This window comes from Brasilonema octagenarum UFV-OR1 (assembly GCF_963888615.1).
Classification (GTDB): domain Bacteria; phylum Cyanobacteriota; class Cyanobacteriia; order Cyanobacteriales; family Nostocaceae; genus Brasilonema; species Brasilonema sennae.
The window spans coordinates 1-24,770 of sequence record NZ_CAWPKW010000376.1; the positions used below are offsets into that span (position 1 = coordinate 1).

General features: G+C 42.0%; 19 protein-coding genes and 3 pseudogenes. 15 read left to right on the forward strand and 7 right to left on the reverse strand.

Features of this window, described 5'->3' with window-relative positions:
• Window positions 1-587: 587 nt before the first annotated feature.
• The gene (locus AC5590_RS33430) at window positions 588-920 is read left to right on the forward strand and encodes a hypothetical protein (RefSeq protein WP_169267536.1); all 333 of its coding nucleotides are present in this window, start codon (window positions 588-590) and stop codon (window positions 918-920) included.
• Window positions 921-1,664: 744 nt separating this feature from the next.
• Window positions 1,665-2,171 carry a hypothetical protein gene (locus AC5590_RS33435; RefSeq protein ID WP_169267521.1) on the forward strand — a complete coding sequence of 169 codons (507 nt, stop codon included), beginning with the start codon at window positions 1,665-1,667 and terminating at the stop codon, window positions 2,169-2,171.
• 754 nt (window positions 2,172-2,925) lie between these two features.
• Here the strand turns inward: AC5590_RS33435 and AC5590_RS33440 are convergent.
• Together AC5590_RS33440 and AC5590_RS33445 are read right to left on the reverse strand one after the other, a co-directional pair.
• Window positions 2,926-3,969, reverse strand: a complete 1,044-nt coding sequence (locus AC5590_RS33440; RefSeq protein WP_169267522.1) for a glycosyltransferase family 4 protein — start codon at window positions 3,967-3,969, stop codon at window positions 2,926-2,928.
• A 1,629-nt stretch (window positions 3,970-5,598) separates the two neighbouring features.
• Window positions 5,599-6,405 (reverse strand): annotated as a pseudogene (locus AC5590_RS33445) (glucose 1-dehydrogenase).
• 142 nt (window positions 6,406-6,547) lie between these two features.
• On the opposite strand from AC5590_RS33445, the gene AC5590_RS33450 reads away from it, so the two are divergent.
• Window positions 6,548-8,023 (forward strand): LCP family protein, encoded by a 1,476-nt coding sequence (locus AC5590_RS33450; protein ID WP_318284112.1) that lies wholly within the window; start codon window positions 6,548-6,550, stop codon window positions 8,021-8,023.
• A gap of 499 nt (window positions 8,024-8,522) precedes the next feature.
• Here AC5590_RS33450 and AC5590_RS33455 read toward each other — a convergent pair whose 3' ends face one another.
• Both AC5590_RS33455 and AC5590_RS33460 read right to left on the reverse strand, forming a co-directional pair.
• Window positions 8,523-8,924, reverse strand: a complete 402-nt coding sequence (locus tag AC5590_RS33455) for an ExbD/TolR family protein (protein WP_169267523.1) — start codon at window positions 8,922-8,924, stop codon at window positions 8,523-8,525.
• Entirely contained in the window at window positions 8,908-9,561 is a 654-nt protein-coding gene (locus AC5590_RS33460; protein ID WP_169267524.1) for a MotA/TolQ/ExbB proton channel family protein, read from the reverse strand. The genes AC5590_RS33455 and AC5590_RS33460 overlap by 17 nt, the downstream gene beginning before the upstream one ends.
• Window positions 9,562-10,092: 531 nt before the next feature.
• On the opposite strand from AC5590_RS33460, the gene AC5590_RS33465 reads away from it, so the two are divergent.
• Window positions 10,093-11,724 carry an energy transducer TonB gene (locus AC5590_RS33465; RefSeq protein WP_169267525.1) on the forward strand — a complete coding sequence of 544 codons (1,632 nt, stop codon included), beginning with the start codon at window positions 10,093-10,095 and terminating at the stop codon, window positions 11,722-11,724.
• Between the two features lie 98 nt (window positions 11,725-11,822).
• Window positions 11,823-11,990: a hypothetical protein gene (locus AC5590_RS33470; protein ID WP_498824394.1), complete on the forward strand. Its 168-nt coding sequence runs from the start codon at window positions 11,823-11,825 to the stop codon at window positions 11,988-11,990.
• 5 nt (window positions 11,991-11,995) lie between these two features.
• Here AC5590_RS33470 and AC5590_RS33475 read toward each other — a convergent pair whose 3' ends face one another.
• Entirely contained in the window at window positions 11,996-12,166 is a 171-nt protein-coding gene (locus AC5590_RS33475) for a hypothetical protein (protein WP_169267526.1), read from the reverse strand.
• Window positions 12,167-12,179: 13 nt separating this feature from the next.
• Between AC5590_RS33475 and AC5590_RS33480 the strand changes: the two are divergent.
• The 8 genes and pseudogenes from AC5590_RS33480 to AC5590_RS33515 form a co-directional block, all read left to right on the forward strand.
• Window positions 12,180-12,488 (forward strand): annotated as a pseudogene (locus AC5590_RS33480) (Rieske 2Fe-2S domain-containing protein); the annotation flags it as partial.
• 107 nt (window positions 12,489-12,595) lie between these two features.
• Window positions 12,596-13,060, forward strand: coding sequence for a hypothetical protein (locus AC5590_RS33485; protein WP_169267527.1), 465 nt, complete (start codon window positions 12,596-12,598; stop codon window positions 13,058-13,060).
• Window positions 13,061-13,105: 45 nt separating this feature from the next.
• The gene (locus AC5590_RS33490) at window positions 13,106-13,849 is read left to right on the forward strand and encodes a cytochrome c biogenesis protein CcdA (RefSeq protein WP_169267528.1); all 744 of its coding nucleotides are present in this window, start codon (window positions 13,106-13,108) and stop codon (window positions 13,847-13,849) included.
• 32 nt (window positions 13,850-13,881) lie between these two features.
• Window positions 13,882-15,279, forward strand: a complete 1,398-nt coding sequence (locus AC5590_RS33495) for a cytochrome c biogenesis protein (protein WP_169267529.1) — start codon at window positions 13,882-13,884, stop codon at window positions 15,277-15,279.
• Window positions 15,280-15,615: 336 nt separating this feature from the next.
• Window positions 15,616-16,389: a hypothetical protein gene (locus AC5590_RS33500; RefSeq protein WP_211178655.1), complete on the forward strand. Its 774-nt coding sequence runs from the start codon at window positions 15,616-15,618 to the stop codon at window positions 16,387-16,389.
• 71 nt (window positions 16,390-16,460) lie between these two features.
• Complete coding sequence (locus AC5590_RS33505; RefSeq protein WP_169267531.1) at window positions 16,461-17,618, forward strand: S-layer family protein; 1,158 nt, start codon at window positions 16,461-16,463, stop codon at window positions 17,616-17,618.
• A complete protein-coding gene (locus AC5590_RS33510; RefSeq protein ID WP_169267532.1) occupies window positions 17,615-17,779 on the forward strand; it encodes a hypothetical protein in 165 nt (54 codons plus the stop codon). The genes AC5590_RS33505 and AC5590_RS33510 overlap by 4 nt, the downstream gene beginning before the upstream one ends.
• A 523-nt stretch (window positions 17,780-18,302) precedes the next feature.
• Complete coding sequence (locus AC5590_RS33515; protein ID WP_169267533.1) at window positions 18,303-19,016, forward strand: acyltransferase; 714 nt, start codon at window positions 18,303-18,305, stop codon at window positions 19,014-19,016.
• Window positions 19,017-19,019: 3 nt separating this feature from the next.
• On the opposite strand, the pseudogene AC5590_RS33520 reads toward AC5590_RS33515, so the two are convergent.
• Both AC5590_RS33520 and AC5590_RS33525 read right to left on the reverse strand, forming a co-directional pair.
• Window positions 19,020-19,112 (reverse strand): annotated as a pseudogene (locus AC5590_RS33520) (preQ(1) synthase); the annotation flags it as partial.
• Window positions 19,113-19,114: 2 nt separating this feature from the next.
• Window positions 19,115-22,687, reverse strand: coding sequence for a WD40 repeat domain-containing protein (locus AC5590_RS33525; protein WP_248277361.1), 3,573 nt, complete (start codon window positions 22,685-22,687; stop codon window positions 19,115-19,117).
• Between the two features lie 517 nt (window positions 22,688-23,204).
• Between AC5590_RS33525 and AC5590_RS33530 the strand changes: the two genes are divergently transcribed.
• Entirely contained in the window at window positions 23,205-23,837 is a 633-nt protein-coding gene (locus tag AC5590_RS33530; protein ID WP_169267534.1) for a calcium-binding protein, read from the forward strand.
• Between the two features lie 247 nt (window positions 23,838-24,084).
• On the forward strand, window positions 24,085-24,678 hold the full coding sequence (locus AC5590_RS33535) for a hypothetical protein (protein ID WP_169267535.1): 594 nt from the start codon (window positions 24,085-24,087) through the stop codon (window positions 24,676-24,678).
• Window positions 24,679-24,770: the final 92 nt, after the last annotated feature.

Genomic DNA, 24,770 nt, shown 5'->3' on the forward strand with positions numbered 1-24,770 from the left:
ATAAGCTGCCTTGTCAATCTAAAATTTAAAATCCAAAATCCAAAATTCAGTGACTTTTGACTTCCCCGTATGCGCAGAGCGCACGCCGGAGGCTAACGCGCAGCGTGCCCGCAGGGTGTACCACAAAAAATTTTCTCTTCCCCTTACAACGCGCTTGTGCTAACTCCTGCCCAGACGCTCTTGCAACAAGTCGGGAAACCCGCTGTTAGCACCTGGCTCCCCTTACACCCCCATACCCCTACACCCTTTCTTGATCATGGAGATTTTAGCAAACTTACCCTCAGCAGCATCGTAGGGTTTTGATTCACTTGATTGATAGAGTTATTTTGATTTGATTTCTTTACATTTTTTTAAAATGAAGAGAGTGATATTTCAATTAAAATATTATATGAAAAGATATTCTAAAACCTTATCTATACTGGATTTAGCTTCACTTTCTCTGCTTGGTTCGATAAAAATACTTTACTTATCTAAACTTATGTTAATTTAATCGTGTTTTTATTAAATGTCTGTACTAAGCTATGTTGCATTATTTTATAAGTATGTTGAGTCTCTTACAAAATGCTGACATTATCCCCAAAATATTAATGCTTGACCTTAACAGCCTTGCTGAGTTCTCCCGTGCCAACTGTGTAAGTATTTGTGCATTTTTGGTACCAGCCAACTTGCTTACCACATTGTTGACCATGATTTTAGTTGCACTCCATCGCCCGTCACATTATGTATGGCAAGTAGCCGGAATTGGCAACATATTTGCATCAGTAATGGTATTGCACGTATATACTTGGTTTATGATTGGCGTGGTCATGGCTCCCACCTATATCTTGCTGTGGCTCGCACTTACCTGTTTGGTGGTAAACGTAGGGGCAATTATTTTTCAAAAACGCTACCAACAGACGCCTCAACATAGTAATGGATAAGCTGAGCGATACAGCACAAGAATTCATATGACAGCTTGTGGAATCACAAGACAATTGTACCTGGCAACCAAAACCATTTCTCCCTCAGGTTTTTCATCAAAGATCATCAAGTAGATTGAATTTCGCGGTGCAAGCACGTACTTTAGTTTTTTGAGATATTTGTTACAGTCCTCAGCCTCAAGGTTGAGGTTTTTTGTTTGTAATCAGTCTAGGAGATATAGATAACAAACATCAAAAACCCGGCATGAGACGAGAAACGAGACATGATTCTTTAGCTCAGATCTTGCACCTCGACCTGAGTACGCCTTGAACTGAAGTTCAAGGCTTATAGCCAAAGTCCGTTAAAACGGACTCAAACGCATATCCAGTAAGCTTTAGCTTACTTGAAGCTCTGAGCCAAGAAATTTATTTCTTGGTGGACAAGAATTATGGTGCAAGATCTGAGTTAGTCAACATTCTGCTACGTCTGGGATTAATCTTTGGTTTGGTTCTACAGCTGAGGAGACGCCTCGATAGTTACGAGTTCTCTGGCAAGAGATAGAACAAGTCAGAAAAATGACATTTCTATGAGAAATAGGCAAATATGGAGAACTGCTTCAGTTTTCTTTCAACCTGAAGATTGACGTTTTTTACTGCTTCGATACTTATTGTTTATGGTGAGTTGGCTCATTTTATTTAATAGTCCACACAAGTGAGCGAAAGATTTTTTGACTCAACAATGACAATATAACTTGGGATGACACTATGAATTATCTTGTTGCAGTTCTACCAGACAGGTTAAAAGTAGAAGAAGCGTACACTGCCCTAGAAAAAGAAGGTTTACCCACCAATCAAATTGATATTTTAGGCAGGGGATACAAAAGTGCTGATGAGTATGGGTTCATCAACCCAAATCAACAAGCAAAGAAAGGGATAAATCGTTTGGTATCTTGGCTGATTCCCTTTGGTTTTGTTGCTGGTTACGCCTTCAACCTTTTGACAGGCATCGAAGTACTTCCTATTGGCAGCCTTGGTAATCACCTGATTGGTGGACTGTTGGGAGCCGCTTCTGGTGCTTTGGGTGCATACTTTGTCGGCGGTGGAGTTGGTTTAACTGTGGGGAGTGGGGATGCTCTACCCTACCGGAATCGCCTCAATGCAGGCAAGTATCTGATTGTTATTAAAGGGAATCAAGAGTTAACCAATCAGGCAACTCGCATTCTGCGCCAATTTGAGCCAGAGAACTTGCAAGGCTATGCCGAGCCAACTTAAGATCTAGACTCCGAACGGAGTCTGTGATCGCTTTTGGTTCAGAGGAGAATGCTGTGGAGGCGATTACGCTCCTTTGCGATACGCGTAGCGTCAAGCCTCCGGCTTATCGCCCCTGTTTGCAAAGGAGAGCAGTTTGGAAAACTACCCTCCTCCGACTCTGACTAGCAGCAAATTTGCTCTGTGACTTTGGGGCACTAGCGCGACGGAGCGATCGCCCCAAAGAGCACACTTGCTTTTCCTAATTGACGTACTCCCCAGCATAAATGCGCGGGGATTCTTAAAAGATGTTACGAGACAGACTAAAGTCGTGTCTCTCCACCTTTCTTCCTGCTTCGTTGACTCTTAACTAGACGGTTTCCCGTCCCTGCCAGACCCTCCGGGTTCGCCAGTCGCCTGCGGAGGAGCCAGTACTGCACGAGGGTCTCCCGACAGAGGTATCTGGCGTTGGAAACCCTCCCGCAGCGCTGGTCTCACCGTCTCCACAGGGAATTTTGTTTTACATCCACGATGCGTCCCACCGCAGATCAGGTACAGTCTAAGACTACGTTTCTGCCCTCGGAGTCCAGTTATGGATATCCTGCATGGGTCGTCACCCAGTACCGCATGAAAATTATAACTGGTAAAAGTGATACAAAGGGATACATCCCTTTGAGTTGAGTTTCATCACCCTGCTTAAAAGGTAGGGGTTCTCACTCTCCCACGCTTATGCCTGATAGACTAGTTTCCTGAAATCACAGGATTGGGCAAATGTCCATTACAAAGAAGCAAACGGTTCTCCCACAATCTTGCGATAAACTGCTTCATAGCCATCAGTCATCTGCTGAACACTGAAACGCTCCCAGACATACTCCCAACAAGCATAGCGATCTAGTTCAGCAACCTTGCTAACGGCACTGATACACTCTTCAACATTGTTGCAGAGAAAGCCTGTTTTACCGTGGGCAATAACCTCTTGTGTAGAACCCATGTTCATCGCAATCACTGGAGTACCAGATGCCATTGATTCAATCATCACCAACCCGAATGGTTCTCGCCAAGTAATTGGGAACAAAGTGGCTACTGCACCTCCCATCAAAGCATTCTTTTGCTCATGGTTGGCTTCACCCAAATATTCAATTTGCTCACCATCAATAAAAGGTTTGACTTTACTTTCAAAGTATTCCATATCAACCAAATCCACTTTACCCGCTATCTTTAAGCGCCAGCCTGTTTCTTTAGCAATTTGTATCGCCAAATGCGTTCCTTTCTGTTGAGAAATTCGACCTAAAAAAGCCAGATAATGTGGCTCTTGTGGTTGGGGATGAAATTTATAACTGCCAACATTAATCCCGTTGTAAACTGTCGCTGCATAGTTCATCCCTAGTCTTTCTTCTCGCTGTGAATCGGAAATACTGATGTAAGGCTGATTTTTTCCATATTTATACAATTTTTCGTTGTCAGGAGTAAAAATTCCATGCAATGTGTGAACGGTGGGTGTTTTTACCAGATTGGCGTAGCTCAAGCTGATGTGTCCCGTGTGAGAATGAATAATATCAAACTCGTTCGCTCGCTCATACACTCGAGCTAAATTCAGCATCTCATACACACTGTACTCTTTGACACTCTCATCAAGTCGTATGGCATGAGGATGAACTGATTCAAGCTTTGCCAAACTGATAGAATCTCCCGATGCAAATAGCGTAACTTCGTGTCCACGTCTGACTAATTCATCAGTTAACAATCCAACTACTAACTCTGTACCGCCATAACCTGGAGGTGGTACTCTTTCCCAAAGTGGAGCTATTTGAGCAATTCGCATAAAAACTCTCCTAAAAACTAAGTCTTAAATCAAAAGAGTGTTCTCTCTGACTAATCAAGAATTCCCATATACTCACAATGGTGATATCTGAATTTGTAGATAAAATCGTATATTAATAACAAGACAGAACGCAGAACGAGAGAATTCCCCAGAAAGAAAATGTGTTGTATTTGGCAAGAAAGGAATTATTTTCGTCTCTATGAAAAAAAATACGAACTTGATACCAATACTCTCCAAGGGCGTTGTACAGAACTTATACCGATCTACACATGAAAGTTTTTTATTCACCAGTTATCACAACTGTGTTCTGTTAGCGCAGCGTTAACGAAGTGGATAGTAGATCGGCGCAGCCCGTTCTTTTTTATAGCGCTTCTCGTTTGGAGCAAATACACAACGATATGTATAACTCAAAGGATGCAACGTCTCCACCGTATTGCACGCAATTGAAAACCGCTATAGTAAGAATTTAATGATATTTTTATATGTAGCTTTAACAAAAGAACTCAGGTGTCAGTCGCCAGAATTCAGCTTGGGTATTTCTGTGCGACGCAAGGGAGGAGTATGGGGTTTAAATCCCCACTGTCTACGGGGGTGGCGACATAACTGTTGGGGTTTAAATCCACATACTCTTGATTCTGACTCAGGAATTGCTGTTAGCGCAGCGGGGCGCAGCCCATTCTGACTTCTTTGTTAAAGATTGTTTGTCTGTTTGTCTGTCTGAGGTAGGGAAGTTATTCTCTACGTAATCAAAATATACCCTTGTGATTCATAATGAGAAAAACTACAAAATTTATTTCCATTGATGGATTACAGTTTATAAAAAACGATACAACTTTCTTAAAACTACCATTTGTCCCTCGCAAAGAATAGGACAAAATAAATAGATCAAATGGATTTTTCATTATCTGCAATATTGTCAACTACCCTTTTTACATAATTTTGAAAAGAGTTTTGTAAACACATATAAAGTTATTTCTCCCTACAAAAGATTATTAATATCGCTAGAATAGTTTTATCCACAAAGTTTAATGTGGTTGATCAACCAGAACCAAAGGACAAATGTCCTGCGGAATACTGGCATCGTTTGAAGAAAATTTGAAAAAAATCAGGAATAGCAATTAGACTTCAGTTCTCGTACTCCATGACTTAGAGAGTTGAGAAAAAGATATTTGCTATTACCTAGTTTGTACACCGTGTATTCGTTAAACCAGTAAAAATCACTCTAAAACATATGTTTACGGACAGACCAATTGTGTTGTGGTTAAGCGTTTTTCTTGTGCTTCTCGGTTACTGGCTTCTGGTTAATCTAGTACTTTGACATCCCAGCGCCAACACTTCGTGTATGGCGTGGGGCTTCTATCGGGAAGAAGCTAAAAATGTCTTTAATTTTGAGACAAGCCTGAGCGCCGGCTTCCGGCGTTCGTGCAGCGTCTGGTGAAGGACACTCAGATCTATGCCCTAAGTCCTTACGGACACGCTGCGCGTTCGCCCAAGCCGCGTGCGCTTGCGCTTACGGTGATTTTGTTAGCGCAGCGGGACGCAGTCCCTAAGTGAATTTTTAATTGTTAATGCGCTCCCCCACTTCTGAGAAAAGTCGGAGATGTTGTTTTTTCACTTCTAATGTATTTCTTACGATGACCAAGGCTCGCGAAAGCTAGGGTAAAGTGTTAATCCCCCATCAATAAACAAAGTTTGACCAGTAATATAAGCGGCTTCATCTGAGCAAAGAAATGCTACAGCCGCTGCCATTTCTTCTGAGGTTCCAGCGCGACCCATAGGAATATTGCTCTCAACTTCAGCCTAGCCCTTTGGGTCATTAATCCATGATTTGTTAATTGGTGTTATTGTTGCTCCTGGTGCAATTGCATTCACGCGAATGTTATGAGATGCGTATTCCAAAGCTAGAGAACGCGTGAGATTTTCCATTCCTCCTTTACTCACAGAATACGCTATATATTGGGGTTTGGGAATGACCTCGTGAACACTAGATATATTAATAATGACTCCACTATCCGGACAAGAAAGGAAATGTTTGATGGCTTCACGGGCGCAGATGTATGCACCTCGGAGATTTACAGAAATGACTTTGTCAAAATCTTCTATTTTAATTTCATGAGCTGCACCCTCCGTTTGAATGCCAGCGTTGTTAATTAAAATATCCAAGCTGCCAAACTTTTCCACAACAGTAGCCACCATTTTGACCACATCTTCTTCTTTAGAGACATCTGCTTGGATTAGGATGTTTTCAACACCACAACCCCGAATCTCACCGCAAGCATTTTCCACCATCTCCTCAGTTTCTTTAGCATCTTCAGGGCTTTTCCTGTAATTGATGGCAACGTTTGCTCCTTCTTGAGCAAATCTCACTGCAATTGCTTGCCCAATTCCCGAACTGGCACCAGTCACCAATACATTCTTGCCTTTTAAACCTTTCATATTTATTTTTAAAAAGTATTTTTTGCTTTTCTTCAATTCCTATCCTAAGACAGTAGGAAAAAAACATATGATTAGATAAAAATTTAGAAAGAAATAGTTCGATGATCTACTTTAACTCTATAAATTTATCGGAATTTTCTCAGTGAGTACAAAGAAACCTGTGAGCGTTCAAAAAACTTCCACAACGAGAAAAAGTTATCGCCCTAACTATAGTAACACAAAAAGTTGGCTAGGGTTATGCTTAGGTTTTACCGGACTTGCCATTGTTTCAGCAATAGCTGGAGAACTGTTGACACTTTCTTTAAAGAGTCAACCTTTAATGCAGGCAAATTTGAGTCCACATGAGGCAGCAGTCTTTGATAATGATCGCATTTTAGAACAAAAGCTACAATTTTCAGAGTTAACTCGCCCTGTCAATATTTTAGTTATGGGAATGAGCGTACTTTCATCAGATATTCAAAGTCCCCCAAAAAAAGCTAAAAATCTCAAATATCTGCCCCAAGTCAACTCATTTGATGGTCTTTCGGATGTCATGCTCTTGGTACGATTTGAGCCAGAAAAGAAAACAATAACCATGCTTTCTATTCCAAGAGATACCCGTGTTCCTATTGAGGAGCATGGTGTGAAAAAAATTAATGCCGCTAATGTTCAAGGTGGACTTTCTTTAAGTGCCAAGACTGTTACTCAATTGCTGGGAGGAGTAGAAATTGACCGATATGTGCGGATTAACGTTTTAGGAGTTGGCAAGCTGATAGATGCTTTGGGAGGAGTGACGGTTAATGTGCCAAAAGATATGAAGTATCAAGATGATTCCCAGCATTTATACATCAATTTAAAAGCTGGAAAGCAACATCTCAATGGCGACAAAGCACTACAACTGTTACGTTATCGTCATGATGGGCTTGGGGATATTGGTCGGGTTCAGCGACAACAAATGGTTATGAGAACACTGATGGAGCAAACTCTTAACCCTAAAACTCTAGGACGATTGCCAGAAATTATCAAGGTCATTCAAGCACACATCGACACGAATTTGACAGTTGAAGAATTGATAACACTCGCAGGCTTTGGAATGCAAAACAAAGGGTCAAATGTAGAAATGTTAACGGTTCCAGGTAGATATAGCCAGAAGGGAGAATTTGATAGTAGCTATTGGATACCAGATTCTGATCGCATCGCAGCTATGATGACTCAAAATTTTGATTTGGAACCTGTTAAGACATTACAAGCATCTGATCCAAGTACTGTACAAATAGATATTCAAGATACTACAGCTAGCAATAGCACCAGTGTGCAAGATTTGATCACAAAATTACAACAAGCTGGTTATACCAACGTTTCTATGTCTTATGCTTGGATTGAACCTGTTAGTGTAACTGAGATTGTCGCCCAACAAACAGATAGTGCTAGTGCCGAAGCAATTCGCAAGACTTTGGGATTTGGAAAAGTTCAAGCGCCAAGCACTCCTGAGATCGACTTGCATATCACTATTGTGTTAGGTAAGGATTGGTTGCAGCAACAAGATAGCGGTTTTCAATTGAGTAAAATACATCAAACAGTTCAGCAACCGCAGATAAACACAGATGAATATGTCTTTCATCTGGATGATAAGCCCTAATATCGTTAAAAAAAGCACAAAAAATCGGACTCAGAAACAATCATTGCCCGCTTAAAAACTTTATTTTTTTAATTTCTACATTAGTTCTGAATTACGCGCATCAAATTCTTACTGTTGCGCTGTTTTGTTGTGTCTTAGTCTAAAGTCCAGCAGTTAGCAAATGAGTGAATTGCAAACAAAAATACCAACTGATACTTGGGTGGTAGGTACCCCTGAAAATAGATAATTTATAGTCATCTTGCATTTTATTTGTAATAAAAAAGAGGTAACAGGGAACCTTAACGCTTAATAGGGTACAGAAAATAAAATGCGCGTTGTGGGTTAAAAGCCCATTTCAAACAAAGAATTGTTTTGAGGGCACGACGAGACTGATAAAACAAGGCGTCCTTATTTCAATCTCACGTTCTGGGGTGCACTGGTCTTAAGAGTTCCCTTTTTGCTATTCCCTCTAAATTTTTAAGTTTCATGCAAGATGTCCAATATTGCAGATGACAAATAACTATGGTTTTTGAGTGGCGATCGCTAATTTTGCTCCCTCCACTTTCCGGACTTTATCCATCACTGCGACAACTTGACCGTGATTTACTCCTTCATCTGCATTTATCACAACCATCATTTGCTGTTGCGGTTGAACTTTTTGTCGCACACTGTTTTCTAACTGTTCTATACTAATCACCTGCTTGTCTAAAAACATTTGCCCACTCTTATTGATTGTCACTGTGACTTGTGCTGGGCGTTCTGCTTGTCCTGTAGCTGCTTTGGGTAAATTGACTGGTAACCCTTCTGACCGTGTTAAAAACAGCGTTGACATGATAAAAAACGTCAAGATCGCAAATATCACGTCAATCATCGGCACAATGTTAATCTGTGGTGGTAAATCCGGTTCATCTTGCAGACGCATAAGTCCTGTCTCCTCTTTCATAGCGACGGCGATAAAGTAATTCTAGTTGTCCGCCATACTCCTGAATGAGCGCAATTTGGCGTATGTAAAGTCCGCGAAATGTGTTGGCAAATAGGAGTACAAAAATCGCAACAACTAATCCTGATGCAGTAGAAACTAACGCTTCACTAATACCAGCCGTTACACCTCCTGTTTTAGAAGCTCCGACATCACCAATGTTGAGTGAGGCAAATGAGACAATCAATCCTAAAACAGTTCCCAGGAGTCCCAACAGGGGTGCTAGAGAGATGATAGTATCGAAGATATTTTGAAAACGCTTGAGCAAAGGTATCTCAGCTTGTGCTTCACTTTCTAACGCCAAGCGGAATTCTTCTGGATTTGGTTCTTCCAGTTCTAAAGCCGTTATAAAAATTCGTGCGATGGGTAAATCTGCATTTTTCTGCAATTGATCCATTGCACCAACAACATTATCACGACGGTAAAGGTTCAACACCTCTCGCACCACGCGATTTTGCCGATTATTAATCTTAACCCAAAATCTAACGCGCTCAATAATCAAAGCAACTGCCAGTACAGAGAAAGCCAGCAGTGGCCACATGACCACACCGCCTGCCTCGAACAAATTTTTAATCGCCATGTACTCTTCTCTCAAGCCACTAATTTTGTTAGGCTACCAGATTATGGGTTGTAAATGATATAACTTCTCAATATATTTTCAAGAAAATAAAAATTTATGTTCATACTCTGACAATTCACTTTCAATTTACTTTATCGTTTAGCGTTATCAACTTAGCACAGGTAACATGTTTCGGCGATATTTCACTCGAAATTCAGTCAGCGTTTATTTTGATAGCCTGATTGACATTTGCTTATAAATGTTTTAATATTTACTGTCTAAAAATAGCATGAAACTATGATCTTCTCTGATACAGCTAGCGGCTGAAAGATTAAACCTACAATTGTCCACTTATTTCGCCATGCAGGGATGGAAGTTGTTTCTCTCTAAGTAATCAACCATGATCTCTAAATTTGTTGAATTACTACAGATACTAAGCTGAAGCTACATTTCACTCGATACAAAGTCAGTAATAGTCCTAATAGGCTAATTGACATTTGCTCGTAAATGTTTTAATCTTCCTAAGTTGCTGATAATTGGTGGCATTAAATTATGAGCTTCTCTGGTACAGCTTTCTCTGGTACAGCTATAGAGCAACGGGGTAAAGAAGAAAGGGCGCTTAAGGCATTTCTCGCTTTCAGTGTGATAGCCTCATTAGGGATCCACGCGAGTGTACTCGCTTCCGGTATAGTAAACAATATCTTGAACCTAGGGCAAGAAATTGACAAAGAACCTATAGAAGTGGCGATTATTGAAACGCCTGCTCCAAAACCTATAGAAAAACCTATAGAGCCAGTAAAACCTGTTCAACAGGCTCCGAAACCAAAGATTGTAGAGCCAATCAAACCCTTAGTTCAACAACCACCACCAGTCCTGCCAAAGCCTCCTGTGCTTCCGCCAGTGGTGCCCAAGCCAATAGTACCGCCCAAGCAAACAGTAGTAGTGCCCAAGCCTCCTGTGCAGCCTAAACGAACAGTGGTAGTCACAAAACCTGTAGTCCCGCCCCCAAAAATAGTAACACCTCCAGTAGAGAAGCCAGAGCTAAAGCCTTTACCAAAAATTCCTGATCCTGCTCCACCACAGCCGGAACAAAATTTGACACAGACGTTGCCACCTTTACGAACCCCCAGAGAAATTCCACCTTTACGAACCCCCAGAGAAATTCCACCTGCTGGAGGTGGCGGTGGCGGTGGCGGGGGTAATAGTCCCCGTATTGCCACCGGTTCAGGAGAAGGCACTGTGAGATCTGGCACAGGTACTGGTACTGGTATTGGTACTGGTAGTGGCTCAGGTATCGGCTCAGGTACCGGTTCAGGTATCGGTTCTGGTAGTGGCTCAGGTATCGGTTCTGGTACTGGTTCAGGTATCGGTTCTGGTACTGGTTCAGGTATCGGTTCTGGTACTGGTAGTGGACGAAGTCCTAAGACAGAAGTCGCTGCACGCCCAAAACCAAAAATCCCAGCTCCAACACAGTTAGATTTTGCAGAGTGTATCAAATGTGATATCAAGTATCCAGAAAAGTCTAAACAGCGAGGTGTTGAAGGCAGACCAGGTGTTGCTTTTGATATTGACAAAAATGGTAATGTTAAGAACGTCCGGCTTATCAGCCCTAGTGGTCACAAAGAACTGGATAACGCACTGGTAGACTCTGCAAAAGACTTTAAATTAAATTCTGGAGCTGCTGGCAGACAAAACGTACAATTATTTGCCAATTTTGCTATCCAAGGCTCGCGAACTAACCAAGAAGCTCAACAACGTCAAAGAGAAAGACAAGAAAGACTAGAGGCTCAGAGAAAAAGACAACAAGAATCAGAACAGAGAAGCCGCGAAGCTGTTAATGAGCAAGAAAATTCTGGACGTAAAAGACGAGCCTTATCAACACCTCCAGAAACAGCCCCGTTAACCACTCCAGATACTGGGATCACGGGCGGGCAAGATACACCAAGAACACCCATACTACCAAGTTCCGGACAAGTAACTCCACAGCCACCGACTTTAAATCCGCCATTAGAGCAAAATTCTTCTTCCGAGCAGAATGGAGAGCAACCCTCCGGTCAGCGCAAAAGAAGAAGTCTAGGCACATCTGACAATCTAAATAATTCGGGCGACCAATTACGTCTGCCTCAAAATCCATCTTTGCCGTCAGAACAAGTTCCTTCAGATAGTAGTGGAAACAATCAATAAGGCTGTATAAAAAGTGATGCAATACAGACCTGGCGTAGATGTGGAGTAGATACTTAAACTGCACATCTACGCCACTTTTGTTTTGAGGTTTCGCCAATTTGAAGTCATGGGCAGAAATATCTGCTAGTCATTACTCAAAACATACTCTGCGTTTACGGATGGTATGCACCACTGCTCTTTTAACCAATGTTTTACCTCATGTGCTGAAAATCAATCGTCAGTACGTGATGTTTTACGAAGGTGTCAACAGCAGTGGATACCACTGATACTTTTAACCCAGACATTTTCCGACATCAGAGACATCCTGGACATCGAGTACAACATCACCGAGTGAAGGTGGTATCCGAACAGAGCTTAGCAATATTGTTAAAATCCCCGTTCCCAAACTCCAGGAAATCGCTGCCATCGAAGCCTGTGATAAAAGTTCTAACTCCTGGATCAAGAGCTATAACCTTGTTCGTGTTCCAGAAAACTTGGAAATTAATAATAATCGCTCCTTCGTGCTAAATCGCTACAAACAGCACACTCAGCATTGCAGTAGCTGCCGAGGTGCGCTGAGGACAATACAGCGTTTGCAGGTAGTGCTCTTAGCATATTTTGCCATTACTGTTTCCGGAGTTGCGATCCTTCCTGATACACTCCGAGTTAAAGTTGGTTTACCCTTAGTGATTACCGCATTATTAAGTCTATCAGTTTATACTTGGCTTAAATTCTGGCTGAGTCCTAAATTTTACTTTGTGGACTATGTCCATGCCCAAAGATAAAACCTCAAATTTGCGAGCCTGTTAATTCTAGTACTTTTTTTAACATAATTTACAGGATATACTATCAATGTAATGGCATCTTTTTTGCTTGATAGAAAATATCTACTATGTTTCAAAAATGGTTCAAAAAGTATCTAGAATCTCGACCTGTCCTAACTGCCTACAACAATCTAGCAAAGACACAAGCTCGACAGCATACCCACTTTATCTTGTTCTCAGCAAATAAGTGGTTTAATATCACACTTAACCATATTTTAGACCGACCAGAATGGTATAAAGGAGTACTTCACAATCATCCTTGGCCTAACGTCAGTCTGATTTTGAAGGGTGGCTATTGGGAGAAAACTGAGGATGGGGTAAAGTGGTATGGACCAGGTTCAATTATTTTCCGCTCTGCATACAAACACCACAGCATCTGGATCAAAGATCATCAACAAGCGTGGACAATATTCATCCATGGGCCAATGATGAAAAACAGTTTTGATTTCGTGCAGGAGGGTAAACCTGTCACTCCAGAACAGCTTGGGTTACCAAGAGGTGTGGTGACCCGTGGAGCCTCAATCCAAAATTAAGCTAAAATTCAAGCATACTAAGCATTTCCTGCTTTTAGATCTCCCATGCTTGAAACCCTGCAAACCCGACTTTACGAACTAGAACAATTCGCTAACGCCCTTGTCGCCAACCAACTCACGCACTTAAGTTTGCTGAGTGTTGGCGTCATTTTTATCGCTGGGTTGCTCACTAGCCTCACACCTTGTATGCTTTCCATGCTACCGATTACGATTGGTTATATAGGTGGTTATGAAGCGAAAAGCCGTCTGCAAGCCGTTACTCAATCAACATGGTTTGCTTTGGGATTGGCTACTACCCTGGCAGCACTAGGTATTATAGCAGCTTTTGTAGGAAAAGTCTATGGTCAGGTAGGAATTGGGTTACCAATTATTGTCAGTATCATAGCCATTCTCATGGGGCTGAATTTATTAGAAGCCTTACCATTGCAATTGCCCTCTTTTGGTGGAACAGAGTGGATTTCTAAAGAATTACCGCAAGGAGTGCGGGCTTATTTCATTGGTCTGAGTTTCGGTGTCGTCGCCTCTCCTTGCAGTACTCCTGTTTTGGCAAGCTTACTTGGTTGGGTTGCCAACACGCAAGACTTAATTCTAGGCGTTGTTTTGCTCCTTTCCTACACAGCAGGTTATGTCGCACCGTTAATCTTAGCCGGTACGTTTACAGCTTCTATTAAGAAATTGCTAGAATTGCGGCGTTGGTCAGGTTGGATTAACCCAGTCAGTGGTGCTTTGTTGGTAGGATTTGGTGTGCTTTCTTTAGTTTCTCGGATTCCAGTGGAAATTTTCAGGTAAATTTCAGGTAAATACAGGTAAATATTAGATAAATGACTATAGAAAATTCAGTTGACAAAAAATCTATATGGTCAGCATTTGGGCGGTTATTGCGACAAGAGTTACTGCCCGTGCTGACAGATTTACGCTTAGCAATCGTGATGCTGTTAGCCATTGCAATCTTCAGCGTCACTGGTACAGTTATAGAGCAAGGTCAATCGTTAGCGTTTTACCAAGCTAACTATCCAGAACACCCAGCTTTATTTGGTTTTCTCACCTGGAAAGTTCTCTTAACACTGGGCTTAGACCATGTTTATCGAACTTGGTGGTTTTTAGCATTACTCATCTTTTTTGGGACAAGTTTAACTGCTTGTACTTTTACTCGTCAGCTACCAGCTTTAAAAGCTGCCCGTCGGTGGAAATTTTATGATGAACCCCGTCAATTTAAAAAGTTAGCTTTGAGTGCTGAACTAGACAATGGTTCTGTGAATTCCCTGACTCAACTTTTGCAAAATCGCCGCTACAAAGTTTTTCAAGAAAAAGATGATACTCTCTACGCCCGCAAAGGTCTGATCGGACGCATTGGACCTATTGTGGTTCATGTGGGTATTGTGACAATTCTTCTGGGATCTATTTGGGGAGCAATGACTGGTTTTGTTGCTCAGGAAATGGTGAGCAGTGGTAATACGTTTCAAGTGAAAAATATCATAGATGCGGGGCCTTGGGCAACAGCAGTACCCAAAGATTGGTCTGTGCGAGTTAATCGCTTTTGGATTGACTACACTGCTTCTGGTGGAATTGACCAGTTTTACTCAGACATGTCTGTTCTGGACAATCAAGAACAGGAAGTTGACCGCAAGACGATTTTCGTTAACAGTCCTCTGCGTTATCGCGGCGTGACTTTCTATCAAACTGATTGGGGAATTTCTGCTGTTCGAGTCCGTGTGAACAAAAGTCCAATTTTTCAACTACCGATGGCGCAACTAAACACCAACGGTCAGGGACGCATCTGGGGAACTTGGATTCCGACTAAACCAGATTTGAGTGAGGGTGTCTCTCTACTCACAAAAGACTTGCAGGGAACGGTGTTGATTTATGATGCAACTGGCAAGTTGGTTGACACTGTTCGCACTGGAATGTCTACCCAAATCAATGGTGTGACGTTGAAAATTCTGGATGTCCTTGGTAGTACTGGCTTGCAAATTAAAGCTGATCCAGGAATACCAGTTGTTTATACAGGATTTGCCTTGCTGATGCTAGGTGTAGTGATGAGTTACTTTTCTCACTCCCAAATTTGGGTGTTGCAGAAAGATAGTCGCTTATATGTGGGTGGAAAAACGAATCGTGCTCAAGTTACTTTTGAGCGGGAAATGTTGGAGATTTTAGATAAGTTGAGCTTACCATCGAAGGATGAAGAGAAAGCGGTTGCGATAGAACCTCATTCGGCTTAATTATAAATCAATACGCTTGCTGTTAGTGGTATTTAAGATCCCCCAAGCACGCTAGACGCCTCAAGTCGCAAAGTCTGCCGGGCGGAAGATTCCGTCTGGCGTGGGCTAGGGACGATCAACCCTTAACTGAACTCTATTGAATTATAAATAAACTCCTTTATTTATTGTTTGCACAATTAAGATAAAATTGAACCCATAATTGTGACTGACTGAGTATTGGTGCAAATACCATAAAAACTGGAGGGTGCAATTCAAGACGATATCATCAAGTATAATCGTGACGATTTTGCCAATCAACCTAATCCCTTTCTTAACAGTAGCCAACCAGGATTGCAAGTGAGTGAGGGGAAAACCTTAGCATTGGTGGGAGGGAATGTGTCTATTGAGGGTGGCATTCTCAAGTCACCAGCAGGACGTATTGAAATCGGTAGTGTTGGTAGCAATCAGGCTGTGAGTCTCGCGCCGATAGAACAAGGTTGGAAGCTGGGTTATGAAGGTGCGACCAGTTTTGCAGACATCGGGTTTTCAAAGAATTCGTTTATTGGTGCTACAGGAAATGGCGGTGGTGCGATCGCAATCGCTGGTAAAAATATTAATTTCACTTCAGAATCAATAGTACGATCTGATACACTGGGCGACAAAAATGGGCAACAAATCAGCATTGTTGGCGATGCGATCAATGTCGATAAATCCAACATCGGCGCTTACACCTCTAGTTCTGGCAACGGCGGACAAATAAAGCTGGAAGCCAACAATATAAAGTTGGACAATTACGGTACCGCACAAACTCAGGCAACAGCATCGGGAAGCGCGGGAGACATTACCGTCATAGCTAAGAATTCTTTTGTTGCTAGCATTGGAAGTGGGCTAAACAGCAAAACCTCTTATACAGCTACAGGGAATATCGCAGCAATAAACATTAACGCTAATTCTTTTAAACTTACCGGTGGAAGTGGGCTACCCAGCTATAACTATGGTGCAGGTAATGGCGGAAAAATCAACATCAACGCAAATTCTTTTGAACTCGAAGGGGGGGTATCAGTAGCACTACGGGGAGCACAGGTAAAGCCGGAGAAATCAAGTTTAATGTCGCAGACTCTTTTGAGCTGACCAATGTAGATATACAAGCTAACAGTTCTGGTAGGGGTGATGCTGGAACTATCAAAATTGATGTCAACAATGTGCAGATTTCAGGTGGAAATATCAATAGCGTTGCGTCTAATTCAGGTAAATCAGGCGACATCTCTATTAGTGCCGCAGACTCTTTTAAGGTGGTGAATGGCGCAAATATAAATGCTAAGAGTGAAGGTACGGGTAATGCTGGAACTATCAGCATAACTGCCAAGAATGGGGAGATTTCAGGTGCGGAGGTTAATAGCAGTACACAGAACAGAGGTATAGCTGGAGAAATCGTCTTTAAAGTCGCAAACTCTTTTGACCTCAAGTCTGCAATTATCAATACAAACACTAGTGGCGAGGCTAATGGTGGAAAAATCAGCATTAGTGCAAAGAAATTGCAGATGCTAGATGGTTCGAGTATTCGTAGCAATGCAAGCAACATAGGTAGGGGTGGAGATATTGACCTACAGATAGGAAGTTTACTTTTGTTACGTGGTCAGAATTCTCAGAATTCTAGGAGTTTTATCTCCACCAATGCAGTCAGTGGTAGTGGCAATGGTGGCAACATAACCATCAATATTCCCAATGGCTTTATTGTTACTCTCCCCAATGAAAACAGCGACATTACCGCTAATGCATTTAGTGGCGGTGGTGGCAATATCAAAATCACATCTGTAAGTAATTTTTTCATCGAACAGCGTAGTCGAGAAGACTTGATCCGCCTGTTGGGAACCACCGACCCAAACCAATTGAACCCTGAAAAATTATCAACCAACGATATTACAGCATTTTCCCAAATCAGCCCGACTTTAGAAGGTCAGGTGATTCTCAATACATTATATCTTGACCCCAGCAAAGAATTTGTGGAACTACCCACGCTGCCAGTAGATATATCAGCACTCATAGACACAAGCTGTGCCGCCTTTGCTGAAGGAGAAGGTAATAAGTTTAATGTCACCGGACGTGGCGGGTTACCCCCCAGTCCTAACGAACCCCTCAGCACTGATGTCCTATGGACAGATACTCGCACTAGGGCTATCACAACACAACAGCAAGGGAAACACGAACCGACTACTAAACCACAGTCTAAACCTGAAGCTATAAAAATTGCCCCTGCTACGGGTTGGGTGTTCAACGGCAAGGGCGAAGTTACCCTCATCTCCCATGCATCCAATTCTAATGGTATAGCGACCCCTCCTGCTAGCTGCCCAAAACGGTGAAACAGCAGCAACAAAATCGTTTAGGATTTGATTGGCAGATTCTTCGTGGGAAATATAGCGATACGCTACGCGTATCGCCCTTTGGGCGGCGAGAAAGCTGGAGTATTGCCAACAGTCTTTTTGACATCACGACTGTTATGACCACATCTATAATCTTTTGATTTTTTTGATTTTGATGAAAATATTATAGGTTATTGAAAAAAAAATTCTAAATCAAATTTTAAGATGTAATATAATTATTATCTGCGTCACTATAAAGACGCTGTAGTTCAGATGTCAATTCTCTTTGCACCTCATGATTAGAGCAGCGGAATCCAAAAACAGGCTGCAAGAGAGCCGTTATAGTTGTCGGGGAAGTGTTTATTTGTTCGCTCCGATGATTAACTTTAATGTGATGGCTGAAGTTGGAGACACTCCACCCTAACTTCATGTACTAATATTTGGTGGGAAATTTCACTCCTAAAATCAACAATGACATTTGCATGCAAGTGAAACTTTTTCACTCCTTGTTTGCGTTGCTATGAATATTTAATACTAACTTGAGGACTCTTGATTTTAATAAGTCCTCTGGTTGGGCAAGAATTTGACAAACCTGATGTTACGCATCTGATGTTTTCTCATCAGAACAGATTATTTTTCTGGAATCTAAGCTTCAGTTTATATTCAACAGGGGAGCTAAAAACCATGAGTGGAGAAAATTCAACTTTTCAATTATTGCAGCTTTACGGGAAGGAATACATATTGACAGGACTCCTGGGAGGAATTCCTACCCCCATCGGTAAAGTGCTACGAAATATAGTTTATCGGACTATTTTCGGTCGAGTCGGAAAATCCGTTTATATCCAACCTAATGTCCGGTTTATCGGCACGCGCACTATTGAGATTGGAGATAATGTCCGTATATATAGTGGCACTTATCTGAGCAATAAAGGTAATAAGATTTGCTTTGAGTCAAACGTGTCAATTGATCGTGGTGTCGATATTAGAGCTTACGGTGGTCACCAAGATGGTCATATTCATATTGGTGAACATACTTACATTGGTCCCTACGTCTGTATGGCTGGCCCAGGTTTCATCAAGATTGGTAAAGATTGTATGATTGCATCCCACTCATCACTCTACGCCAATAATCACATTTTTGCAGATCCTAATCGGAAGTTCAGAGAACAGGGATTAAGTGTAAAAGGAATTGTGATTGAGGATGATTGCTGGCTGGGAAGTGGGGTGAGAGTACTAGATGGAGTTACAATTGGGCGGGGTAGTATTATTGGTGCAGGATCGGTTGTGACTAAAGATATTCCACCTTTGTCAGTTGCAGTCGGCGTGCCCGCACAAGTGATCAAAAAGCGTGATGACAACAGAACTGTCAAATCGATCGCATCCCAAATACAGGTCTAACTACTACGATGTGATTTCTTGCTTATGATGACGCACCTCAATCACGGTATGTACATTACCGCGAGGTGTGAAATCTGTCTTAACTGTGACTTCTAAACTCATGTTTCATTTTCTAGTGCACCTAAAGCTTTGAGGACAGCTTTTTGTCCTGCAGTTAATCCTGTAGCACCAATAATGTTCATGCCTTCTAATGGTCTACAGGATCGCAATGTTTGAATACATTTACCAGTTCCCACATCCCAAAGCTTTATCGTTTCATCCTCACTACCGCTAGCTAAGATAGAGCCATTTGGACTAAAAGCAACCGACTGTATCCATTTGTCATGTCCTAACAAAGTATACAAGCATTGACCAGTTTGCACATCCCATACTTTGATGGTGTTATCTTCACCGCCGCTTGCTAAAAATTGACCATCTGGCGCAAAGGCAATGGATTTAATTTTGTTATCATGTCCTTGCAGCGTCAAGATACATTCCCCAGATGGCAGATGCCACAAGTTTACTGTCTGGTCATCACCCGCACTAGCAAGCATGGCACCATTAGGACTAAAGGCAATTGTCCACACACCACCTGTATGCTTTTGTAGCGTTTTAAAGCATTCCGCTGTATTTAATTCCCAAAGCTTCACAGTTTTGTCGCCACTGCTGCTAGCTAATATACAGCCATCAGGAGCAAAGGCGACTGATAAGATGTTACCAGTATGACCTTGTAACGTCTGGAAACATTCCCCTGTATGCACATTCCACAATTTAATCGTGGTATCCTGACTACAGCTGGCTAAGATATGATTTGTGGGATGAAACGCTACAGATAATACGATATCGATATGACCTCTCAAGGTACCAAGGCACAAACCTTTTTGGTTCCAAAGCTTAATTGTTTGATCCCAACTGCCACTAGCAAGAAGCTGACTGGAATGCGAACCCAAAGCAACAGTCCAAACGGTACTCGTATGCTCTTTCAAAACGTGAGTCGGTTGCCCAGTGTCAATATCCCATAAAATGACAGTCCCATTGTCGCAGCTACTAGCAAGCACGTTTCCATCCGGACTGAAAGCAACAGAACGAACAGAGTTCGTATATCCCTGGAGTGTGTTAAAGCAACGTCCTGTATCACACTCCCAAAGCTTTACTGTTTCGTCATAGCCACCACTGATCAGCGTAGAACTGTCTGGGCTGAAAACCACTGAACGTACGCTAGCTGTGTGACCTTTGAGCGTATTGACACAATGACCAGTTTGTCCGTCCCAAAGCTTTATAGTCTGGTCATCACTGCTGCTAGCCAAAAATCGATCATCGTGACTGTAAGAAATACAACGTACGATACCTGTATGTCCCTGCAAGGTACGGAGACAATCACCCGTGTCAACATTCCAGAGTTTTATTGTTTTATCAGCGCTACCACTTCCTAGAATTCGTCCATTGATACTAAAAGCAACAACACGCAACTCACTAGCGTGCCCCTCAAGCGTTCTGATGCACTGAGATGTCTGTATATTCCAAAACTTTATGGTTCGGTCACTGCTACCACTGACCAGCGTAGTGCCATCCGGACTGAAAGTAACAGTCCACACAGAACTAGTATGACCTGTTAAAGTATTCAAGCACTTTCCTGTGTGCACACTCCATAATTTAACAGTATGGTCTTCGCTAGCACTTGCAAGTATGGCACCACACGGGCTAAAAGCTACCGAGTAGACAGTTTTGGTATGATCCTTTAAGGTGTGAAGACACTGACCGTTGCGGGTATCCCAGAGCTTTACGCTTGGATCGTTGCTACCACTGGCTAGAAGCAGCCCGTCAGGACTGAAAGCAACTGACCATACCCAATTAGTGTGACCGCGTAGCGTGAGGATTGGTTGATTGTCTATGATGTGCCACAGACGGATTTCATTGAGAGTGTCTGCGGTGGCGAAGCATTCTCCACTAGGACTCAGTGCAAGGGATAAGATTTTTCCAAAAATGGTCGTGAAAACAGTTTGTACGAATTTAGAATAAGCAAAGCTGACCTTATGTAAAGTCATTCCTTGCAGATAAGCTTGCCGAATTTCGAGATAGGAGAAGTCGTATTTCTCCAAGCTAGAGTGTCCAAAGCAAAGGAGGTTAAGGGCATTTCCTGCTATGTAACCGGATTTGCAAGGGGATTGTTGACGTAGCGTGGAGAGAATTTGAGTCAGTCGCGCTTCAAGGGTAGTATTCTCTAAACTTTCAATGAGTGTTTGATGAAGGGGATGAAGGATGAGAACTTCTTGACTTTTGCGTACATAATCTTTGGCTGAGGCTTTGATAATTGCGTGAGTGTTAAACAAAGAAACATTGCCCGTGGAAATCTCTTGAGTGATTTGTTCAATCAATCGCTCGGTTATGTACTCAATGAGAACAGGCTGTAAAGTAAAGGCAGAGGCTTGTTCGTTTTTTTCAACTGGTAATCTGCGTTGTAAGGATTGTAGTGTGGATGGAAGGCATTTTTGCCTGGAAGAAGTTAGGATATCATGACGTAAATCGACAATTGATACAGCTTCCCGGTTAATCGCAAACCAGTAAGTGATTTCCCTTTCTTGCTCACAGAGTCGTTCAAAATGCCAGTCCAGTAAGTCGTGCAAATCTTCAAAGACTTGTTTACCTTCCCGCAAGAAATCAGAGATATTACCGAAGAAAACTTCTTGGATATGCCGCGCTGCGGGTTCAAGAACCAGAGGATTACCATTATAAAAAGCAATCAATTCCTGCCATTGTTCATCAGAACCCTCAAAAGAGCCAATTTGGGCAAAAATCTTGCGTCCTTGTGCATAATTTAGACCCCCCAGTTCCAGAACCTGCACAGAATAGGGACTACGATCTAATTCTTTTGGCTTCTCGCGGCTAGTGAGCAATAAACAGCTTTGATGGGGAACTTGTGCGATCGCCTTCAGCAGTTGACCATACTCTTCATAACCTTGGCGATACTGTCCCGCGCTAACCCCACCTTGCAGCACAGTTTCCATATTATCAAGTATCAGCAGACAACGTTCCGATTGCAGATACTGCAACACCAATCTCAGTTGCTCATCCACAGTCTCAGGTAAACGAGTTTCTTGGTGGTTAGACAAAAACTTAATCCAGTCAGTGAGGATAGTTGTCAGGGGTGGAGCGTTAAGTAAAGAGCGCCAGATAAAATAAGTAAACTCATGCCCAATGCTGCGAGCTAACTTTAAGAATAGGTCCGTCTTGCCAATACCACCTTTACCCAAGCAAACGGACAGTTTAGTTTTACCAATCCCACCAAAACCAATAATACCAACCAGTCGGCAGCGGTCTTTGAGAATCCATTGCTCAAGAAGTTGCAGTTCTTCTTCACGTCCAAAGAACACTGAAACATCTGGTGCTGTTCCCCAGTCTTGGTTATCTCTTGATTGCTGCGCTGAGGTGTTCTCTATTCGCCGACGTTCCAAAGCTGCTTTAAAGTTTTTTTTAGTGACTTTTTCCCCTAGCGCCTTTGATAGGGATTTCCATAAACTAGAACCTGCATCTTTGAGAGTTTTCTCAGACCATGAAAACTTCTGTGCCATCTGCTCATACGTTTGACCTTCCCAAGAAGCTGACAGTATTGATTTTTCCTGATCCCTCAAATGTTTACCCGTATAAGCAAACATGGCAGCGTCTGCAACAGCCAGCGCTTCCTCAATATTCATGATTTCAAGTGTCTACAGAATACTTCCACCAGCATTTTACGGGAAAGTCAGTAGATAACCGACTTTTTCCGACTTTCTTCCAATTGTGTCCCGACTTTTTAGCACTGACATATCTCCGCAGACCTGAGAGTATGGCTTTGCAAGCAAAGATTCAGATTGATTTTGATAGCGAAAACAGGTTATTTAACAGTGAACAGTAAACAGTTATCAGTTAAATCCTTGGGTCGCGCGTCCCCCGCCATACGCCTGATAACTGATAACTGATAACTGATAACTGATAACTGATAACTGATTTGATGTCCGCTTAGTCTTTACTATAAGCAGGTAGCTTTGTGGTATTGACTTACTTGTTTTGCTGACTTTTAATAACATTTTCGCTAATACAAGAAGCGCATCTCATTAAGCGCAATGAAGGTAAAGAATGGTTTATTGCAGCGAGATGGTTTTCAGTAGTTAATCACGTCGCAAAAGCCATTTTTTACCTTAGAAAATAACTTGAAAATCGGAGTAATTTCACATGGCTGACGTGACTACAAACCCTTACAACGGTACTAATGGCAATGATAACATTCAGTACAATGGTTCTAGCAATTGGACTGCCTACGGTAATGGTGGCGACGATGTTCTTGGAGGAGGTTATTATGTCAAAAATACCATCTACGGAGGCTCTGGTAATGACACAATAGCTGGTAGGGGCTATGATGACATCTTGTCTGGTGGCGACGGCAAAGACGTACTGTATGGTGACTACGGCAATGACATCTTGTATGGTGGTGCTGGCAATGACACTTTATATGCTGGCTACGGCAATGATACCTTGAATGGTTATGGTAGTGGCACAGACATTGACTACTTGTATGGTGGTACTGGCGGGGATATAAACAAAGATACTTTCATTTTAGGTGATAGAACCACCGGTGTTTACTACAGAGGTACAGGCTACGCCGTAATTGGAGATTTCGAGTTTGGAGATACCATTCAACTTCGCGGTAGTTCCAGTCAATACACCTTGAGTCAATCTAAAAACTGGGAAGGGGATTTGAATAGCACAACACCAGATACACGGATTTTCTACGGCAATGATTTAATTGGCGTCGTACTAAATAACACTAGCGTGAGCTTCTCCAGAGGAGACTTCACCTTTGTTTAAGCTGTAGGTTGAGTTAATTCACATATCGTGAAATTAGTGATGGTGTAGAAGTCGTGCACGTTGTATAGCGTGCGGCTTCTGCCTGATACCATACCAATCCTAAATCATTCGTCAACAACAAGATTCCCGACTTCGCAGAAGTTGTCGGGAATCTAAGCTTTTTTTATTTGAGACTTTTCTCAGACCTAAAGAACTTCTGAGCCATCATATAGTTTTACTTTAATGCTGTTCATATCATTTCAAAAAAATGATCACAAAACACAAATTCATTTTTTTCATAATCCCTTTTGGTCTTATTTTTACTGCACTACGAGTAACAGAACAACCTGCAATACCAAACTCTTTAGCAAGTGCAAGTACTCTAGAAACAAGCACGCAGAAAGTCAGTAAAACATCCCTAACTAAAGAAACACTTTCAAATGCTGAGTACCATATTTCCGAGTACGGCTCTTTCAAACTAATTAATGGTTTTTTTAGAAATCAGGAGCAGAAAGTACGTATATGGGGGGGAAAGACCATCACTTTTGGTGATTTGAATAATGATGGTATAAAAGATGCTGTTACCCTTTTGACAATGAACGGCGGTGGTTCAGGAATTTTTGAGTACTTAGCAGTAATCATCAATGATAAAGGTAGCCCAAAGAACGTTGCTTCTGAGTCTCTTGGAGACCGGGTGGTAATCAAGAATATCTCTATTAGTGCAGGAAAAATAAAAATCGTTATGTTGACTCAAGGTCCAAAGGATGGCTTGTGTTGTCCAAGGTTGAAAGTTGCTCAAACATATATATTGCAGGGGAATAAATTGAAGCGTATCGGATACAAAGAATTACCTGCAACCTAATACACCTTGAGTCAGATCTTGCACCATATTTTTTGCCCGCCAAGAAATAAATTTCTTGGCTCAAAGTCCAAGTCCGTTAAAACGGACTCTTG

Excerpts from the sequence above, each read along its gene's own strand:
- AC5590_RS33430 (WP_169267536.1), top strand. The coding sequence starts at position 588 with ATGCTTGACCTTAACAGCCTTGCTGAGTTCTCCCGTGCCAACTGTGTA.
- AC5590_RS33435 (WP_169267521.1), top strand. The coding sequence starts at position 1,665 with ATGAATTATCTTGTTGCAGTTCTACCAGACAGGTTAAAAGTAGAAGAA.
- AC5590_RS33440 (WP_169267522.1), bottom strand. The coding sequence starts at position 3,969 with ATGCGAATTGCTCAAATAGCTCCACTTTGGGAAAGAGTACCACCTCCA.
- AC5590_RS33455 (WP_169267523.1), bottom strand. The coding sequence starts at position 8,924 with ATGCGTCTGCAAGATGAACCGGATTTACCACCACAGATTAACATTGTG.
- AC5590_RS33460 (WP_169267524.1), bottom strand. The coding sequence starts at position 9,561 with ATGGCGATTAAAAATTTGTTCGAGGCAGGCGGTGTGGTCATGTGGCCA.
- AC5590_RS33465 (WP_169267525.1), top strand. The coding sequence starts at position 10,093 with ATGAGCTTCTCTGGTACAGCTTTCTCTGGTACAGCTATAGAGCAACGG.
- AC5590_RS33485 (WP_169267527.1), top strand. The coding sequence starts at position 12,596 with ATGTTTCAAAAATGGTTCAAAAAGTATCTAGAATCTCGACCTGTCCTA.
- AC5590_RS33490 (WP_169267528.1), top strand. The coding sequence starts at position 13,106 with ATGCTTGAAACCCTGCAAACCCGACTTTACGAACTAGAACAATTCGCT.
- AC5590_RS33495 (WP_169267529.1), top strand. The coding sequence starts at position 13,882 with ATGACTATAGAAAATTCAGTTGACAAAAAATCTATATGGTCAGCATTT.
- AC5590_RS33515 (WP_169267533.1), top strand. The coding sequence starts at position 18,303 with ATGAGTGGAGAAAATTCAACTTTTCAATTATTGCAGCTTTACGGGAAG.
- AC5590_RS33525 (WP_248277361.1), bottom strand. The coding sequence starts at position 22,687 with ATGAATATTGAGGAAGCGCTGGCTGTTGCAGACGCTGCCATGTTTGCT.
- AC5590_RS33530 (WP_169267534.1), top strand. The coding sequence starts at position 23,205 with ATGGCTGACGTGACTACAAACCCTTACAACGGTACTAATGGCAATGAT.
- AC5590_RS33535 (WP_169267535.1), top strand. The coding sequence starts at position 24,085 with ATGATCACAAAACACAAATTCATTTTTTTCATAATCCCTTTTGGTCTT.